Below are 16,238 nucleotides of genomic sequence, written 5' to 3' on the forward strand. Positions count from 1 at the left end.
TAAACGGCTTCCTGTCCTTACCATATATATCGGTTGCGCCGACGATAAATGTTCATACTAAAGAAGCCTCTATACGAAGCTTCTTCACTACGAATCTGATCATGATCCTATTTGACCGCCACGAAAAACAAGCGTGCCGCTTCCTCGCCCGGTTCCTTCCATGTAAAATCAGCAAAGCATTTCACATCGCGGAACCCGGTTTTGTACAGCTCGGTCGTCAACCATTCCTGCTCATACGAACGCTGTACATGCACTTCCTCAAAACGCTCATACAGGTTTTTGTTCTCTCCGGTCTGGGCGAAAATCGTAAGATGATGCTCAATCTCAGTACGCTGGGTATCGTATTCACACGTCCACAAATAAGAAATATGGCGATCATCCAGCATAAACGGCTGCTCGGCATCATACCGACGCAATGTATCTGGATGATGCACATCAAATACAAACGTACCGCCCGGCTTCAAACCGTTATACGTGGATTGGAATGTCCGTACCACATCTTCCGGTTCGGTCACATAGTTAATACAGTCGCAAAATGAAATGACACTGTCTACCGGTTCCGCCAGCATCCATTCCGTCATATTCTGGCAAACCCACTGCACATGACCATCCTGAAACAATCGGTGTCCTTGCGGCGTGGATTCCATTTTGTCGCGTGCTACAGAGAGCATATCTGATGACAGATCAATCCCAGTCACACGAAAACCAGCATTCACTAACGGAATCGTAATGCTACCCGTGCCGCAGCCCAGCTCTGCTACCTGACGCGGCATCCCGTATTTGTCCCATACTTCGCGTACGAAGCGTAGCCATTCTGGGTATGGCATATCATCCATCAATTCATCATATACATAGGCAAACTTGCGGTATGACACGATTCAACCGTCCTTCCTGTTCCCATTCATACAAAAACAGAAAGGCTCGAACCACAGTACACGGTTCTTGCCTTTCTATCTTTCGATTTCTCTGTGCCGGTTCATGACGTCCGTATTGCCGGTTTCTTTATTGTGCCGGATCGCCGGTTTCGCCATCTGGTTTGTTATCATCTGGAGCAGACTTCGCATGCTCAGCAAGACGCGTCCAGTTCTGATCCTGCACAACGACGCCTTCTTTCATCAGCTTGCCTAGTGCGCGCTTGAACGCGGCTTTGCTGATGCCAAAGCGCTGCTTGATCACATCCGGTTGTGTACGGTCAGAGTATGGCATTGCTTTGTCCGGACGTTCGTTGATAAATGTCAGTAGACGCTCTGCATCCTGATCACGTCCGATTTCCTTGCGCTGCAACATCGACAGATTCACTCGTCCGTCTTCGCGTACTTGCGTGACACGTACTTGTACTTTTTCACCCAAACGCAGCAAATGACTACGCTCATTCTGATGAATCAGACCGAGTGCGCCAAATCCGAGCACCCCACCGTCAATCAGCACGAATGTGCCCATTTGCAGCGGCTTGTATACGAGCGCATCGACCCACTGGTTCATCCACGTCGTCGGTGCATGGAACACAAGTTCATCGAACTCTTCTTCGCCTGCCAGAAGTGCGAGCAGACGACCTTGACGGTCATGCTGCATTACGACGTACACTTCGTCGCCTACTTGTGGACGCAGTTCGGGTTTCTCTGGCAATTCGCTCATCGGCAGCAGCAGCTGACGACCAAGACCCATTTCCAGAAAAGCACCTAGACGCGGATGCAGATCGGCAATTTTCAGTTTGCCCAATTCGCCCAGCGTCAGCAGTGGCTTTTTCATCGTAGCAGCAAGACGGTCTTCGGTATCGTGGAAAATAAACACTTCCACTGTATCACCGATTTTGATCTTGCCTACGATCTCGCTATAGTGCATCAGTACTTCTTCGTCGCCATCGGTTAGGAAGAAACCGTACGGTGAGACTTCGCGCCCGATATTCAGTGCGATTCGGTTGCCTGCCTCAAAACTCATACTTTTTCCACCACTTTGGCGTCAGACCACAGACGCTCGATATTGTAATATTCACGCTCGTCGCGATGGAAGATGTGGACAACAACATCGCCAAGGTCAATCAGTACCCAGCGTGCCGCGTTAACGCCTTCCATTCCGCGGATTGTAACGTCAGCGTCATGCGCGCGTTTGCGCACTTCAGCAGCGATCGATTGTACTTGGGTGTCTGAGTTACCGTGACAGATCACAAAGTAATCCGCCACCAGTGAAATTCCTCTGAGGTCCAGTGCAACCAGATCATGAGCTTTTATACTTTCGGCTGCACCTACAGTGAGTTGCAGCAATTCTTCTGGATTTAATGCCATTTAAAGATCTCCCTCCAATTCAAGTTGTTTGACCAGATCATTTCTGGACAACATCGTTAACGGATAAATCACCTGACGACGCGCCAGCAGCAGATGGATCGTCGAATCAAAACCGGCTACAAGCGCCGCTTCCAGACTCACTTCCGACAGATGTCGGATATGATCCACGCCCGGGAAGTCGCGTCCGGGTTCAATATAATCAGCGAGACAGATTACTTTATCCAGCAAGGTCATACCAACTCTGCCAGAAGTATGATACCGAATCGCATTCAATATGTCCTCATCCGTAATGCCGTATTCCTGTTCCGCCACATACGCGCCAATCTCAGCATGCCAGAGCGGTTTGTCATACAGCAGCAATTCATCATTCAGTGCCTTATCGCGCAACACTTGCTCCTGCTGCTCGGTTGGCCAATATTTGGCGACATCGTGCAGAATGGCAGCGACTTCCGCCTTATCCGGGTCCGCTCCGTACCGCTTGGCAAGCAGTACAGCCGAATGCATGACACCTTCGGTATGACGCCAGCGCTTCTCCGGCATCCGGGCGGACACCGATTGAATCAGTTCATCGCGTGTCAGCTTCATACACTCCGCTCCCCTTAATATAATCATAGACATGATCGTGGACCATATAGCGAACCGTTTTGCCTTCAACGAGTCGTTCGCGGATGTCGGTGGAGGAAATATCCACCTGTGGCATATTGACCAGTACGACGCGCGGCTGCAAGTACGCTGGCATGTTTTCCTTGTTGATGACCGAGCCGGGACGTCCCACTCCGATAAACGTTAGTCGCTGCGCCAGCTCTTCAATACCATGCCATTCAGTCAAATAATTGACCATATCCGCGCCGATGATGAAGGAAAAGTCATGCTCTGCATACCGCTGTTGCAGCTCACGGATCGTCTCAATCGTATAGGAGACACCACCGCGCTCCAGTTCGATATCCAGCGTACGAAAAGATGGATTGCTGCCAATGGCACGCTGTACCATTTCCAGACGCTGTTCGCCGGTTGCTCCGGCAGCATGTTTGTGCGGGGGAATATGCGATGGCATGAACCAAACTTCGTCCAGTCCACAGCCGTCCAGCGCTGCTTCCGCCGCTAGCATGTGACCGATATGCACCGGATCAAAAGTGCCCCCCATAATACCGACTTTCATGAATCCACCACCGAATCGTTTGTAATCAATAGATCGTGATACCGCGATGCTACGAGATATCTATATCGTTAGTAAGATAACGATGCAGATCATTCTTATCCGCGCGGCAGTTCGATTTGCTTGTGCTCTTTCGATTCTTTGTACAGAATGATTGTGCGTCCGATTACTTGTACCAGCTCAGCTTCTGCGCCTTGAGCGAGTTCTTCCGCCAGTTGCTTCGGCTCTTCCAGACAGTTGTTCAGCACGGATACTTTCATCAGTTCGCGCGTTTCAATCGCATCGACGACGTGACGAATGATACCTTCATTCATGCCGCCTTTACCGATTTGGAAAATCGGGTCCAGATGATGCGCCTGACTGCGCAGATAACGTTTTTGTTTTCCTGTTAACATAGAAATCCCCTTTGGTTTATAACGGATTGTGTTCATGATTCAGCGCTTCCAATACCGCGCTGTGCATGAGAGATACCGGCGCTTCTACACCGGTCCAATATTCAAAGGCATACGCCCCTTGATAAATAAACATACCGAGTCCGCCGACAACGGTACACCCACGCGCCTTGGCCTCACGCAATAGTCGCGTTTCTAGCGGATTGTAGATCAAGTCGCTGACTACAATGCCTTCCGGTATAAGCGCCGCATCGACAGGGGTAGCATCCAGATCCGGGTGCATGCCGATCGATGTAGTGTTAATGAGTATATCGGCGGATGAGAGTGCAGATTCCAGTTCGTCCTGTGAAGCCGAAGACAAGCTTGCCCGCTCGGCTTTGTCGGTCAGAATGGAAACTAGCTCGTCTGCACGCTCGCGCGTACGATTTACGATCACGACGGCGGACACATGCTCCTTGAGCAGAGCATAGACGATGCCGCGCGCTGCGCCACCTGCGCCCAGTACGACTACTTTTTTACCGTTCAGCTCGCCTGTTTCTTCCTTGAGCGAGCGCACATAGCCGATGCCGTCCGTATTGTAGCCTGTTGTGATGCCGTCGCGAATAACGACCGTGTTCACTGCCCCACAGCTGATCGCCGATTCGTCCAGCTCATCCAGCAATGTCATGATCTCCACTTTATGCGGAATCGTTACATTGAAGCCGCTGAATCCTAGCGCACGCGCTCCGGTTACGGCTTCTGCCAGATGCTCCGGCTTCACATGCAGAGGTACATACATGCCCGGCAATCCCGCTGCTTCCAATGCGATATTGTGCATAGCGGGCGATTTGGAATGAGCAATCGGATCGCCGATTACACCTAACAGTAGCGGAGCGTGAATATGCACATGTTCTGTAGGTCCAGTCATCTTGAATCTCCTCCTGAATCAGATATTCATTCAGATCAGCGATGGACGCATAATTACTTTGACGCCTTTTGGCAGATGTACCGCCACCAGTGCGCCCTGTTCGCCGTTTACTTTGACCCAGCCGAGACCAGAAATAAACACATCCGTCGGTTTGCCTTTGGGAATGCGCAGTTCGTGGCGCGTCCAAGCAGGCAATTCTGCCAGATGTTCACGAGTCGGTGGAGCCAGCATTTCGCCGCCGTGCTGTGCAAACAGCTCATCCGCGCGCTCCAGCTTGGTGCGGTGGATATTCAGACGGTTGTTGATATAGAACGTAAAGGATTGACGTCCGCCTTCGATATAGTCAAAACGCGCCATCGCTCCAAAAAATAACGTTTGACCTTCGTTCAGCTGATATACCGCAGGTTTCAATGGTTTGTCCGGCATGATCGCTGCCAGATCCTTTTTGTTGACCAGCTCGGTATAACGAGTCTCGTATACGATACCTGGTGTGTCGATAATAGCGTGCCCATCATCTAACGGAATATTAACGGTATCGAGTGTTGTACCCGGATAGCGCGATACAGTCAGTTCTTCTTCCAAATCGCTATAGTCCGAGATTAGACGGTTGATTAGGGTCGATTTACCGACATTGGTTGCGCCGACCACGTATACATCACGATTCCCACGTAAAAATCCGACCACTTCCAGCAAACGGTCAAAGCCTGTATTTTGCTTAGCGCTGCACAGAATGATGTCTTCGACTTTCAGACCTAGCTCCTTGGCTTCCTTTTGTACCCAATTGCGAATCTTATTCCAGTTGGTTACTTTGGGCAGCAGATCGGTTTTGTTCACAGCCAGAATGACCGGGTTGTTACCGACGAAGCGCTGCAAGCCTGAGATGACGCTGCCGTGAAAATCGAACAGGTCGACAATATGGATCACCAGTGCGTCTTGATCTCCTACCTGGCTGAGCAGGCGTAAGAATTCGCTCTGATCGACCGTCACTGTCGACGATTCATTGTAGTTGCGTATACGGAAACAGCGCTGACATAGGAGCGGCGTGCGCTCCAATGCCTGTGCCGGGAGATACCCCGGTTGTTCCGGTGATTCCATTTGCAGTTGGATTCCGCATCCACTGCATTTGCTTCCAGCGGTCAAGCCGCTTTGTTCTGTCATTTATTGCGTTCCTCCTCGGCCCATCGGCCTTTTTTACGAAGTCTTTGCCGTGCCAGCCGTTCCACCTGACGATTAAACTTTGTACGCCAGCCTTCTTCATTCAGTGCGATCGGCAGCACCAGAACGGTGAATAAGCCTAGCCGGTTGCCGCCATACACATCCGTCAGCAGTTGATCCCCTACAACGATCGTCTGATCATCGCGGCAGTTCATCAATTTCATCGCTTTACGGAACGGTGCATTGGACGGTTTACGAGCAGCATGCACAAACTTGATATCCAGCGGAGTCGCAAACAGGGAAACCCTGTTCATATTATTGTTGGAAACGATAATTAGTTCGAAGCCGTGTTTCTTGACTTTGGCGAACCACTCGATCAATTCTGGCGTCGCTTCCGGTGCACGCGCACCGACAAGGGTATTATCCAGATCGGTAATGATTCCCCGATACCCGTCCGCATACAACTGTTCCAGATCAATATCGAATACCGTATTTACATGTAATTTTGGAATCAGCATTTCAAACAAGCTTTATTCACCTCGATTTCATACGACAAACTATACCATAAATTTAACCACTCTGACAAAAAGAAACGCCGCAAAAGCGGCGCTATTTCAAAGCTTATGCAAGTTTTATTCCCTGCTGCGCCAAGCGGTGCAGCACATCGTACAGACACAATCTTCATTATACTACTTTGCGGTGTGATTGCGCCATATTTTTCGTAAATCGTGTACATATTGCTTCATTTGCTCATATTCCGCTTCGCCTACTATATCAGGGCTGTACTTCGCACGCTCAAACAATTGCAGCAGCGAATCCAGTAATGGCGCCATCTCCGGCTTCATCTCGCTCCAGCGCGAGACCGATTCACGCAGCGTTTCGTGCGGTTCACGATCCATGCCGTGGCGTTTCATCCACGATAGCCAGCGCTTCGCTTCAGCGAGTATTTGCTGCTGAGGTGTTTGCGGCTCGCCGTAGCGCATTTTGATATAAGCGGCTTTCAGCTGGCGACGATAACGGAAAGCAAGAAATCCGAACCAAGCGGCAACGAGTAAGCTGGCTGTCCACACTACAGCTGCGGGTACGGTAGCATCATTTGCCTGTACCGGTGTATCTGCTGCGTCTTCTTCCGGTGTTTGCTCCGGCTCTTGCGCCTGTGGCGTTTGCTCTTCCTGAGCTGGCGTTTGCACTGTTTCCGTCAGCAATGGCATATCAAAGCCCGGTGTAGCTTCTACTGGAATCCAGCCATATCCGGCAAAATAAATTTCTGCCCACGAGTGCGCATCTGCATTCGTAACGGTATATTCAGTTGCTCCGTTAGGGAAATAATCGCTCGTTACATAACCGGATGCCTGACCCGGTGCATAACCTTTCACCCAACGTGCCGGAATATCTAGCGAACGTGCCATCATGACCAATGCAGTGGAATAATAATCACAATACCCTTCCTTCACCTCAAATAAGAAGCTGTCGACAAAGTCACTGCTTTTTTTGCGGGAAAGATCAGGGTTATTCGTGTACGTGTAGTTATTTTTTAAATACGATTGCAGCAATTCGATCTTGCGATACGGTGTATCTGCTGATGCTGTCACATCTTTTGCCAGATCTTTGACACGCTGCGGAAAATCGGTCGGCATTTGTAAATACGGTTCAAGCGAACGTCCCTCGTACAGCTGGTTGTAAGTCTTGCTTTCCAATTCCTTGACTGGCACAACTGGTACTTTGGAAACAAGCGAATACGATTCCGGGTAATTGCGATTCTGCCGTGTACGGCTCCAATGGATTTCGCCGGAATTGCTGCGCCAGTCCAGCTGATCCGTATCATTGCCACCGTTAATACTATCGATGCGCGCAATTGTATAGGCACCGAACAATACTGGATACGTCGTACTCTGATCGCTCAGCATTTTGACCTGCTGTTTGACGGTACGAGTCTCTGCATCTGTCGGCTGTTCTTCCATCGACAGATTCTCTCCCGCCTGCACCGCATCCAGATCACGCCAGCTATTGCTAGAACGATCAATCCAGCCAGTACCGGAATAAGCAAGTCTCGTCTCACCGCGCCAGTAACTACGACTCGTCGTGCTAATATTCATGACCGGTGTATAGTCAAAGTTAAAGCCGCCACCGAGATTGGAATCTTCCCGACTATAACCGGAAGAAGCTCCCTGTCCATCCAGCGGATTGCTACCATTGACGGTAATAACTGATTCGCCGCGCCAATTTTTCCAAGCGGTATATGGATCTTTGAGTGTCGGCTGCACTTCTGGCATATTCACTCCTGCCAGCAGAATGATCGAAAAGATCACAGCGACATTGAACATGATTTTTAGCGGATAGCGACGTAGATGACGCCATCCTTTGGGAAATCGTTCTTGAAAATAACGAAAATGATTGCTAACGAGCCAGCCCATCCCGGCAAATACAACCCACGCGACTTCCTGCCACAGTGGAGTTGCCGTAAATGAATCCAGAATCGCCAGCGCTACAATGTTGGTGCCGACAAACATAATAATCGCGCGGCGTGATGTACCGATACGTGCCGATACTTCCAGCAGTACCCACGCTGCGACGATAAACCAAATATACGAGCGCAAGGCGCCAATAAACTCTTCCAGATTATCAGCTAGTCCGCTACTACCTTCCCAAGTAAAAATCCCATATACATGCATGGAATAGTACACAACTGCAATGACAGCGACCAGCTTCACCAGCAGCCGATACCAGGCGCTGACCGGTAAAATAATATCGGTAATCGCAACAGCCAGCATCGTACCTAGCACCAGCATTGTCGTCTCGGTATACCAGATACTGTCCGCATATTGAATCCACTGATAGGCGATAATCAATACCCACAGCAGGCATAATGAATAGTACCAGGAGCTGCTAATTCCGCTCCACCATTTCCTCATCAGGCTCTCCCCCCTAACACCACCGGCAATTGCTCCAGATCATGAACCGGGTAACAGGCTGCTCCGCGTGCGCTGGCATCCATATTCCATTCCCGGGCGATATGATTGTCACTTTGCTGCTGACTTTCTACCAGCAGTTGTACCGGCGTCATCTGCCGCATACGAGCAAACTGGAACACTTCCCACGCCTTCTCACCAGTCAATGGACTGATCAGTACAAACAGCGATCCAGATGGGAAGCTGCGTGCCCCTTTTTCCAATCCTTCCAGCAGGTGCTGTTGTCCATCTGCCTTAATATCAACCAGATGAATCTGCATCCGGTGCCAATCTGCCGAATGATCCGACGGTAAAAAGATGTCATTCTGCGCACCAATCGTAAATAGACCCATGCCCATGCGTTCACGCGCACCATACTCCAGCATAGACGATGTGACCGATACCGCCAGTTCAAAATGATCGCCAGATTCATAATGATCCGCCGTCGCATCCAGTACGAGAATGGTACGTGGCAACGATTCATGCTCAAACTCCTTGGATTTCCAAATCCCGGTACGCGCCGTCGCATTCCAGTGAATCCGCGAAATCCGATCGCCATACACATAGTCGCGCACCCCGTTGATCTGATTCGTTTCGGGACGCGACATCAACTGCGAAGTCTGTTGACCACCAAGCCGTGAATGACGCGAACCCATTTCCCAGAATGGCACGAATACAGTTCGTGGCAAGACGAGAAATTCACCTGGCGCATTGAACTTGCCGCGATTTTCCAGCAGACCAAATATATCTTCACTGATGCACTCTGTACCAAAGAAACGATAACGTCCGCGTTCTAGCGGCGGCGTCTGAAACAACAGCTCGCCGCGACCTCTCATGCTAGGCATCAGACTTTCTTCAAATGACCACGATTCTCCATTATGACGTTTCAATGTCTCACGGATAATGACATACGGCAGTGGTAAAAACCCTGGAATACTGACATCCAGACGTACTTGCACCTGATCGCCAGCATGGATAATGCCACCTTCTTCACCATCGATAGACAAATAACGGCTGCCCCGCGCGCGTCCGACACCGCGAAAGCCGCCGCCAATCAAATACAGCGACAACAGCGTAACCATTGAGAACAGCATGATTGAAGTTTTGCCACCTTGAAACAGTACATAAAACAGACAACCGATCCAGACGATAATGACAAGCCAAAGCTTAGACGGCTGACGCTGCCAATTCAGATTCAACCGCAAATACGAGAATAAGGCTCTCATATGATTACTGCCCTACCGATACCGGAGCTGTAATCTGCTCCAAAATCTGCTGCATGACTCGCTCCGCACTCATCCGCTCCATCCGCGCTTCCGGACGCGCGAGAATCCGATGGGCTATCACATAAGGCGCCAGCTTCTTCACATCATCCGGCAATACATAATCGCGCTCATGAATGAGTGCATACGCTTTGACTGCCATCATAAACGACAACGTCGCACGCGGGCTCGCACCAAGCAATACAGAGCGATGCTCACGCGTCGCGCGAATGATGCTCACCAGATAATCACTGACTGATTCGTCCATATGCACAGCACGAATCTCCTGCTGAATGGCAGCGATACTTTCCATATCTGTAACGGGCTGCAAGCGATCTACCGGATGTCCGCTCACATTACCTTGCTGTTTTAACAAATTCTTCTCAGTCTGCTCATCAGGATAACCGATCGTAATCTTCATCATAAACCGATCCAGCTGCGCTTCTGGCAACATATACGTGCCTTCAAAATCAATCGGATTCTGCGTTGCACATAGCATAAACGGATGCGGCAGTGGATGAGTCTCACCATCTACCGTTACATTGCGTTCTTCCATAACTTCCAGTAGAGCAGATTGTGTCTTGGTTGTTGCGCGGTTAATCTCATCCGCCAGTAGAATGTTAGTCATAACAGGACCTGGGCGGAAGTAAAACTGCTCGTCTTTGGGATGGAAAATAGACACCCCCGTAATATCACTCGGCAACAAATCGGGATTGCACTGAATACGGCGATACTGCCCGCTCATCGATTTGGAGAGTGCTTTGATCATCTGCGTCTTGCCTGTGCCTGGCACGTCCTCAATCAGAACATGACCACCAGCCAGCATTGCGGTCAGCAGCAATTCAATTTCAAATGATTTTCCTAATATGCAAGCTTCCAGATTGGATTTGACGTCCGATATGACCTGCATGGATTCCTTACGTACCGGCATATATCAAAAACCTCCTACCTCGGGTTCATAATTCCAAGTTGCATCATCCAATCTTACGGATGATGTGTGCTGATTTTAACACATGGTGGTGCGGATTCATAAATTTACACTGTATCGCTCGTTCGCAATCGTCCGCTAACGGCGCACTCGTTCACTGCATTCCCGTGTAATCTCCATTATATTGTACATGAAGGAAGAAGCAGAGTCACTTTTACATGCAATTCGAGCAGTTACAGCTTGCTGTGCAAATGAAGCCAACAGTTGGACTTTTAAAGGGAGTGGGTTCATACTATGATGAGTTATTCCATCTGAAGGAGTGAGCATCGTAATGGATGAACAGACGCTTCGCCTGTTTCAACAATTAACTGAGTTTCCGGCGGTATCCGGTTTTGAACGTGAATTACGTCAGTGGGTCAAGGAGCAGATGTCCGCTTACACTGATGAATTCGTACAGGATCGTCTCGGAAGCTTATTTGGCGTGCTTCGGGGTAAGGAAACCGGACCGAAAATAATGGTTGCCGGTCATTTTGATGAAGTGGGCTTTATGGTAACCGGAGTTACCGATCAGGGGCTAGTACGCTTCCAACCGCTTGGCGGCTGGTTCAGTCAGGTGGTGCTGGCACAGCGACTTGATATTATTGCCGATCATGGTGTGATTAAAGGAGTCGTCGGTTCTACCCCTACTCATCTGCTCAGCCCGGAGCAGCGTGCGAAACCGGTCGATATCAAGTCCATGTATATTGATATCGGTGCAGACGACCGTGCCGAAGCGGAGCAGATGGGTATTCGTCCCGGCTTGCAGATCGTTCCGGTCTGCGAATTCACTCCACTCGCCAATCCCAAGAAGATCATGGCAAAAGCGTGGGACAACCGCTATGGCGTTGGACTAGCAATCGAACTGCTGCAAGCATTGCATGGTGAAAGCTTTAGCGGAACGGTATACGCTGGTGCTACCGTGCAGGAGGAGCTTGGTTTGCGCGGCGCACGTACCGCGACCCAGCTGATCCAGCCGGATGTATTTTTCGGATTGGATTGCAGTGCCGCCAACGATATGACCGGTGATCGTAATGCGTTCGGTCATCTGGGCAAAGGAGCATTGCTGCGTATTTACGATCCGACCATGTTTACCCATCGCGGCATGGTAGAGTACATTCAGGATACCGCCAGCACGCATCGTATTCCTGTACAATATTACATTTCTCAGGGCGGCACGGATGCAGGTCAAGTTCACCTGAGCGGAATCGGTATCCCTTCCAGTATTATCGGCATTTGCGGACGGTATATCCATACATCTTCTTCTATTATTCATACCGATGATTACGATGCTGCCAAAGCACTACTCATCGAGTTGGTCAAAGGCATGAATACGTCGACCTATCAGACGATTCTTGATCGCGCCTGAAGCATAATGCCGTACCTTCGTTCCTACTGCATTGCATCCTAAATGAATACTATATCCGTAAACTACAGCATCCGTAATTGACAATGAGCGCGTGATGCTCAGTCTACCCAAACCGGATGTTTTGTCTGGCGGCTATGCCCATCATGTGTTCCTACCGAAATCACATAATGGGCATAGTCGCCTTTTTGTACATGTATTATTCTCTATTCAATCTGACACATCTGCAAATGCCTGGTGTATTACTAATTCATAACCCGGCAGTTCTACGCTTTAATCCTGTCATGGCGCGGCAAAAGCGATATTTCTTAAAAAAATTGTAACCTTTTGCTCAGAATGCACCCATCACCTGCAAACTGTTCCGTATATTAACATATTTCATGCACGATTGCGTCCATAGCGCCTCTTATCCATCATTTGATCGCCAATACTCATGCACCTACTCCTGTATACGCACAACGACCCCAAAAAGTTTTGTGAACATTATCGAGATACAGTTTACAATGTATACGCATTATGCTAAATCGGCTGGTGATTCTATTGGATGAATAGGAACTACTTACTATCACATTTACTATTTTTCCATTCATTTACTGGTCTTCCTTGTTGTTAAAATAAGAATTTTTGACGGTTATCACACCTACATAACTGTACTATACTGAACATATCGAAAGGAAATCTTCTACTTGCTCTAGCTTATTCATAATCATTCATCTACCACTCTTCATACTACATTACAAAGTTCACGGCGATGGCTTCTTCATATCTAACAATTGCCGTACAAGTTTCAACATTTTTGACCGGCACTTCTCCGTTTTTGCCGCCTGGCAACGAAATACCGGTTTGTACAGTTGAGTCATCCTGTTGTATGCAATGCCCTTTCGTAAAATCAGAATCTTCCCCCATGCTGCTGCCCGGTACCACCCCCGGCACACGGGCAGTACTTTCTTTTCAGCCTCATCCAGTAAACATGTGTTTACCTGTCTACTTCATTTCTACTGTATCTCTACTTTCATGATCCGCTTGATCTGCTTCGATTATATTCATCTACATTCATCGTTATTCCCTCTGCAAGACTGCTTTTGCCTCATTGGCATCTTCACCCTTTCCATTCTCAATTTATATAGGCAAAGAGATCTACCAGTTATTTAGCATTTCAGAAATTAGCATGTTAGTTACAAAAATCGTAAGTCTTTTTACTCATAAGGCTAACTATCTAAATTCATCACGCTCTACACCTACTATAAATATTAAAAAAGTCTTTAAATAGTAGACTTTTCACTATAAATTGTTGCGGAAATCGTCGTATTTTGTTTTTAATTAACCAATTTTATCTATAAATATTAATAATTAGAGCGGTTTATCCGACAAAATAACTATCGCATTTAGTCCTACCTTATAACAACTAATGGAGAATGAATATAAGCCCATAACTATAGCATCCGGGAAACCACCTTCAGAGAGGAAGTTTTATAATGTTTCGTACAAAATCCATCGCGACTTTATTTTTGATGGGGACACTGATCACTGGATCACTTTGGTCTCCACATGCAGCACAAGCTGACCGTCTTGCCAACGGTTCTGTCATTACTACATTAAGCAGCGGACAAACGACCAATACTGGTCTGAATCTATATGTAGACGGATCGGTCGCCACTGGTGGCGATGGCAGCAAAGGTACTCCGTTCAAAACGATGACACAAGCGCGTGACGCCATTCGTGCCAAAAAAGGATCATTGCCTGTTGGCGGTATTACTGTCTGGGTCAAAGGCGGCACCTACAAGTTCCCCTATACCTTCGATTTGAACGCTTCCGATTCCGGCTCCGCTGGTAAAACAATCGTCTACCGCACCTATCCAGGTGAAAAGGTTGTTCTGTCCAACGGCGTATCCGTTGATCCTTCCCTCTGGCAACCGCTGAATAGCGCAGCAGCTCAACGTGTCAATCCCAAAATTAATGCTTCCAATCTGGTCGAGCTGGATGTGAAATCACTCGGTCTGAGCAATGTGAACGGTTATCCAGGCGGTACTTCCTTTTCGGACAAATGGGGAATCATCGACCTGATCGTTAACAATGAACGCCAACCCGTTTCCCAATGGCCAAACGCTGATGAAGAAGTAGGCAATTCACGCGGTGGCTGGACAACAGCAAATGGTTCGGCTGACGCTAGTTCCTTCTATTACGGTGAAGATGGTATTCCTGCTGATGGTGATACCGAAGACGCACTGAATGCAGACGGTACGAACCGCGCAGAACGCTGGCAGAGCAGTATTAATGCAGGTCATGATCTGTATTTGCAAGGTTTCTGGAGAACAGCATGGGCACCTGTCATGAGTAAAGTAAAAAGCGTCAACACCTCCGAAGGCAGCATCACCTTGCTGGATATGCCAGCTGGCGGTATGGGCGATAAATTCAGTAAACAAATCGTCGGCTCCAATCCTGTTTACCGCGTCGGTAGTGGTAAAGAAGAATGGCGCGCACTGAACCTGCTGGACGAAATTGACGAGCCTGGCGAATGGGCGCTTGATTTCAAGGATGGCAAAGTCTACTACTATCCAAAAGACGGCACTGACATGAGTACCAAAAACGTCGAAATCGCCGACAAACCAAGTGCAGTTGTCAAACTGACCAACACCTCTTACGTTTCCTTCTTCGGCTTCAATGTAGAAGATAGCCTGACCAACGGCATCGATATGCAAAATAGTCATCATATCACCATCGCTGGTAACACGATCCTCAACGTGGGCAACGGCGGCATCATCGACACTGGCGGTTACTCCAATATGATCAAAAGCAATGACATTTACGATACTGGCGGCTTCGGCATCAGCGTTGGTAATGAAGGCGACCGTATGAAATTGACTGCCGCCAACACCCGTATTACTAACAACCATATCCACAACATTGGCGAACATGCCCATCTGGCAGGCATCGTCATCCGCGATTCGGTCGGCATCTGGGTCGATCACAACCTGATTCATGACGTACCGCGCGACGCTATCCGTTATGAGCGCAATAACAACCTGACATTCGAGTTCAACGAAGTGCACAATACAGCACTCGAAGAAACCGATACTGGTGCATTCTATACTGCTCAGGACTGGTCGTCGTATGGCAATGATCTGCGTTACAACTTTATTCACCATAACCGCCGCTCCAATGGTTTCTATGCCGACGGTAGCGATGCAGGTGATAACTACTACAACAATATTATTCAAGGTTCCGACCGTGCGATCCAATTGAATGGTCATCATAATATTGCCAAAAACAATGTCGTGATTGCATCCAACAGTGTACGTATTGAGAACCGCAGCGATACGAAAGATATGTCCGAGATTGTATCGAGAAGCTATGGCGTAACTAGTACGTTTGCCGATACGCTTCTGTCCAAAAATCCAACATCCGGTGTATGGATGGATTATGCAGCCAAGCTCAAAGCGAAATACGGTTATACCGACAACCTGTGGACAGATATTCTAAACCCAGCATGGCGTCCTGAATACTCCAATGGTTCAGCCATTACGAACAATGCGCTAGTTCAAGTAGGAACAATCATTAAACCGAAATACGGTAACTACGCTGTTAGCGATAATAATGTGATTGATACGATCGCCGCAGGCAGCTTCTACAATTACAATCAGATGGATCTGCGTTCCAAAAATGCACAGGTATTGGCGAAATTCCCGAACCTGAACAGCATCTTCCCACAAATCGGTCTGCAACAAGACGCGTACCGTATCCGCGTCGTCACTCGTGCAGAAACCGGCGGCTTGACTAACCACTGATTCACCCAATTTTATATAGCC

General features: G+C 48.6%; 14 protein-coding genes. 2 read left to right on the forward strand and 12 right to left on the reverse strand.

Annotation, left to right across the window (positions count from 1 at the left end):
* Positions 1-107 precede the first annotated feature (107 nt).
* The 12 genes from ACE3MZ_RS16605 to ACE3MZ_RS16660 all read right to left on the reverse strand — a co-directional run bounded on the left by ACE3MZ_RS16605 (position 108) and on the right by ACE3MZ_RS16660 (position 11,033).
* Entirely contained in the window at positions 108-878 is a 771-nt protein-coding gene (locus ACE3MZ_RS16605) for a class I SAM-dependent DNA methyltransferase (RefSeq protein WP_411346825.1), read from the reverse strand.
* Positions 879-1,002: 124 nt separating this feature from the next.
* Entirely contained in the window at positions 1,003-1,938 is a 936-nt protein-coding gene (locus ACE3MZ_RS16610; RefSeq protein WP_411343246.1) for a S1 RNA-binding domain-containing protein, read from the reverse strand.
* Positions 1,935-2,282: a ribosome silencing factor gene (gene rsfS, locus ACE3MZ_RS16615; protein WP_367060368.1), complete on the reverse strand. Its 348-nt coding sequence runs from the start codon at positions 2,280-2,282 to the stop codon at positions 1,935-1,937. The genes ACE3MZ_RS16610 and rsfS overlap by 4 nt, the downstream gene beginning before the upstream one ends.
* Complete coding sequence (yqeK, locus tag ACE3MZ_RS16620; RefSeq protein WP_411343247.1) at positions 2,283-2,867, reverse strand: bis(5'-nucleosyl)-tetraphosphatase (symmetrical) YqeK; 585 nt, start codon at positions 2,865-2,867, stop codon at positions 2,283-2,285. It abuts the gene before it with no gap.
* Positions 2,848-3,441 carry a nicotinate-nucleotide adenylyltransferase gene (gene nadD, locus ACE3MZ_RS16625; RefSeq protein WP_411343248.1) on the reverse strand — a complete coding sequence of 198 codons (594 nt, stop codon included), beginning with the start codon at positions 3,439-3,441 and terminating at the stop codon, positions 2,848-2,850. The genes yqeK and nadD overlap by 20 nt, the downstream gene beginning before the upstream one ends.
* Positions 3,442-3,536: 95 nt before the next feature.
* Positions 3,537-3,833 (reverse strand): ribosome assembly RNA-binding protein YhbY, encoded by a 297-nt coding sequence (gene yhbY / locus ACE3MZ_RS16630; RefSeq protein ID WP_411343249.1) that lies wholly within the window; start codon positions 3,831-3,833, stop codon positions 3,537-3,539.
* 16 nt (positions 3,834-3,849) lie between these two features.
* On the reverse strand, positions 3,850-4,737 hold the full coding sequence (gene aroE / locus ACE3MZ_RS16635; protein WP_411343250.1) for a shikimate dehydrogenase: 888 nt from the start codon (positions 4,735-4,737) through the stop codon (positions 3,850-3,852).
* Positions 4,738-4,767: 30 nt separating this feature from the next.
* On the reverse strand, positions 4,768-5,895 hold the full coding sequence (gene yqeH / locus ACE3MZ_RS16640) for a ribosome biogenesis GTPase YqeH (protein WP_411343251.1): 1,128 nt from the start codon (positions 5,893-5,895) through the stop codon (positions 4,768-4,770).
* Positions 5,892-6,419, reverse strand: coding sequence for a YqeG family HAD IIIA-type phosphatase (locus ACE3MZ_RS16645; protein WP_411343252.1), 528 nt, complete (start codon positions 6,417-6,419; stop codon positions 5,892-5,894). The genes yqeH and ACE3MZ_RS16645 overlap by 4 nt, the downstream gene beginning before the upstream one ends.
* Positions 6,420-6,581: 162 nt before the next feature.
* Positions 6,582-8,804: a DUF3488 and DUF4129 domain-containing transglutaminase family protein gene (locus tag ACE3MZ_RS16650; RefSeq protein WP_411343253.1), complete on the reverse strand. Its 2,223-nt coding sequence runs from the start codon at positions 8,802-8,804 to the stop codon at positions 6,582-6,584.
* Positions 8,804-10,066: a DUF58 domain-containing protein gene (locus tag ACE3MZ_RS16655; protein WP_411343254.1), complete on the reverse strand. Its 1,263-nt coding sequence runs from the start codon at positions 10,064-10,066 to the stop codon at positions 8,804-8,806. The genes ACE3MZ_RS16650 and ACE3MZ_RS16655 overlap by 1 nt, the downstream gene beginning before the upstream one ends.
* A gap of 4 nt (positions 10,067-10,070) precedes the next feature.
* On the reverse strand, positions 10,071-11,033 hold the full coding sequence (locus ACE3MZ_RS16660; protein ID WP_411343255.1) for an AAA family ATPase: 963 nt from the start codon (positions 11,031-11,033) through the stop codon (positions 10,071-10,073).
* A gap of 328 nt (positions 11,034-11,361) precedes the next feature.
* Between ACE3MZ_RS16660 and ACE3MZ_RS16665 the strand changes: the two genes are divergently transcribed.
* On the forward strand, positions 11,362-12,435 hold the full coding sequence (locus ACE3MZ_RS16665) for a M42 family metallopeptidase (RefSeq protein WP_411343256.1): 1,074 nt from the start codon (positions 11,362-11,364) through the stop codon (positions 12,433-12,435).
* A gap of 1,472 nt (positions 12,436-13,907) precedes the next feature.
* A complete protein-coding gene (locus ACE3MZ_RS16670; RefSeq protein ID WP_411343257.1) occupies positions 13,908-16,217 on the forward strand; it encodes a right-handed parallel beta-helix repeat-containing protein in 2,310 nt (769 codons plus the stop codon).
* The last annotated feature ends 21 nt before the right edge of the window (positions 16,218-16,238 follow it).

The organism is Paenibacillus sp. WLX1005, from assembly GCF_046603685.1.
Classification (GTDB): domain Bacteria; phylum Bacillota; class Bacilli; order Paenibacillales; family Paenibacillaceae; genus Saccharibacillus.